Raw genomic sequence first — 2560 nt, 5'->3', positions numbered from 1 at the left:
CCTTTGCCCGTGAGTGGCGGGTTGAGCAGCAGACGGCGGGCCGCGGCATATTCGTTCCGCTATCTTTCCGCCCAGGTGAAGCATTCCAATTCGAGTGGAGTGAGGACTATGCCGTGATCGGCGGCGAGCGCACGAAGCTTCAGGTCGCCCACATCAAGCTGTCACACAGCCGGGCTTTCCTGGTCAGGGCCTACCTGCTCCAGACGCATGAGATGCTCTTCGACGCCCACTGGCACGGCTTCCGTGTGTTCGGCGGCGTACCTGGTCGCGGCATCTACGATAACATGAAGACCGCGGTCGATCGCGTAGGCCGGGGCAAGGAGCGGCAGGTCAACATCCGCTTCCTGGCGATGACGAACCATTATGTCTTTGCGCCTGAGTTCTGCAATCCAGCGGCAGGCTGGGAGAAGGGGCAGGTCGAGAAGAACGTCCAGGATGCCCGACCACGCTTGTGGCAACAGATGCCGGACTTTCCGGATCTGGCGGCATTGAATACCTGGCTGGAACAGCATTGCCAGGACCTGTGGCGCGACACAGCGCACGGCACCTTGCCCGGCACGATCGCGGACGTCTGGTCCGCAGAACAACCAGCATTGATGCCGCTCCCCGCTGCATTTGACGGCTTCGTCGAGCAGAGCAAGCGCGTCTCGCCGACATGCCTGATTACCTTTGAGCGGAATCGCTACAGCGTGCCTGCATCGTTTGCGAACCGGCCCGTCAGCCTGCGGATTTATCCCCAGAGACTGGTCGTTGCGGCCGAGGGCAATGTCCTATGCGAGCATGAGCGGGGCATTGAACGCAGCCACGACAAGCCGCCGCGAACGATTTACGACTGGCGGCATTACCTTGCCGTCATCCAACGCAAGCCCGGCGCTTTACGCAATGGTGCGCCCTTCCTGGAATTGCCGCTGGCCTTTCGACAACTGCAGGACCAGATGCTTCGCCGCCCCGGCGGTGATCGTGAGATGGCCGATATTCTTGCCCTTGTCCTTCATCACGACGAACAGGTCGTCCTCAGGGCTGTGGAACTGGCATTGAATGCAGGAGTAGCGACCAAGACGCATGTGCTGAACCTGCTGCATCGGCTGATCGACGGCAAGACAATCGATGGTCCCGACATCGATACGCCGCAGGCGCTGACCTTGCTGCGTGAACCCAAGGCCAATGTGGAACGCTATGATGGCCTACGCGCCCGGATCGCAGGGGGTCGCCATGCGTCATGACCCCGCAAGTGCTGCCGTCGTCATCATGCTACGGAGCCTGAAGATGTATGGCATGGCCCAAGCCGTCACGGACCTTATCGAGCAAGGGGCTCCTGCCTTTGATGCGGCCGTGCCCATCCTGTCACAGTTGCTGAAGGCCGAGATGGCCGAGCGCGAGGTCCGCTCCATCGCCTATCATATGAAGGCCGCCCGCTTTCCTGCGTACAAAGACATCTCCGGCTTCGACTTCGCCGCCAGCGAGATCAACGAGGCTACCGTGCGCCAACTGCACCGATGCGAGTTCATGGATGGGGCGCAGAACGTTGTCCTTATCGGTGGCCCTGGCACTGGCAAAACGCATGTCGCGACCGCCCTCGGCATCCAGGCGATCGAGCATCATCGTCGGAAAGTCCGCTTCTTCTCAACCATCGAATTGGTCAATGCGCTTGAGCAGGAGAAGGCTAAAGGCAAGGCAGGCCAGATCGCAGAGACCTTGGTCCGCCTCGATCTGCTCATCCTGGACGAGTTGGGATACCTGCCGTTCAGCGCCTCAGGCGGAGCGCTGCTCTTCCATCTGCTGAGCAAGCTCTATGAGCGGACCAGCGTAGTGATCACCACCAACCTCAGCTTTAGCGAGTGGGCAACCGTCTTCGGCGACGCCAAGATGACAACCGCTCTGCTCGACCGTCTCACCCATCGTTGTCATATCCTGGAAACCGGGAACGACAGCTTCCGCTTCAAAGCCAGCTCGGCCGCCGCGGCGCAGAAGAGAGGAGAAAAGGCCAATCCCTTGACCAAACCCTGATCAGAAAACCATACTTAGAGGTGGCTCACTTCTCGGTGGAAAAACCGGCTCAGTTCCGCGTGGAAACCAACAAACATGTGGTCAGATTGGTCGAACTTCTTGATTTTGTCATCTAATGCAGCTTTTTCAGCGGCGATGCGCTCAGAAGATTCGAATTCGCGTTTCCGAATGTCCTCTTCAGCCTGAAGTTGCAGCTCTTCAAACTTTCTCCGACGCTCGGTGGCGTCAACCTCGTAGCTGGCGCGAAGATTTTCCGCGTTCTCCATCATGGTGTGGTGGAGTTGGGCAAGTGCAGCGGTCTCTCGGTCGATTATCCCAAGAGTATTCTCAGTCAGAACTTTTGCGTCAGTGCCTTTGGGGAAATTTAGATGACGGTGAAGCACCTCCTCCACCTCCAAAGCTTTCTCGATGGTAAGGCGGCCGTTTGCCGGGTCAAACCTAATAACGTCGTAGTAGACGGGATTGTGGTTCGTCACCTTGCCAGCGCGGTTCATATGCACTGTAAAATCGTTGCTGATAGGGCTAAATGAGAAAGATTGGATGAGGAAGGCTC

Annotated in this window: 3 protein-coding genes; 2 read left to right on the top strand and 1 reads right to left on the bottom strand. The window is 58.3% G+C overall.

The annotated features are described in order from the left end of the window. Together istA and istB are read left to right on the top strand one after the other, a co-directional pair. Window positions 1–1223 (top strand): IS21 family transposase (gene istA / locus PDO_RS12660; protein WP_007602119.1); only part of this gene is annotated, 1223 nt, incomplete at its 5' end. Then, the gene (gene istB, locus PDO_RS12655) at window positions 1213–2007 is read left to right on the top strand and encodes an IS21-like element helper ATPase IstB (protein WP_037073815.1); all 795 of its coding nucleotides are present in this window, start codon (window positions 1213–1215) and stop codon (window positions 2005–2007) included. The genes istA and istB, both read left to right, overlap by 11 nt. 14 nt (window positions 2008–2021) lie before the next feature. Here the strand turns inward: istB and PDO_RS28335 are convergent. After that, window positions 2022–2560, bottom strand: a 539-nt coding sequence (locus tag PDO_RS28335) for a hypothetical protein (RefSeq protein ID WP_007602117.1), incomplete at its 5' end; no start/stop codon positions are given.

It is taken from the genome of Rhizobium sp. PDO1-076 (assembly GCF_000247475.1).
In the GTDB taxonomy this organism is placed as follows: Bacteria; Pseudomonadota; Alphaproteobacteria; order Rhizobiales; family Rhizobiaceae; genus Allorhizobium.
This window is presented reverse-complemented; position numbering and strand designations above follow the sequence as displayed.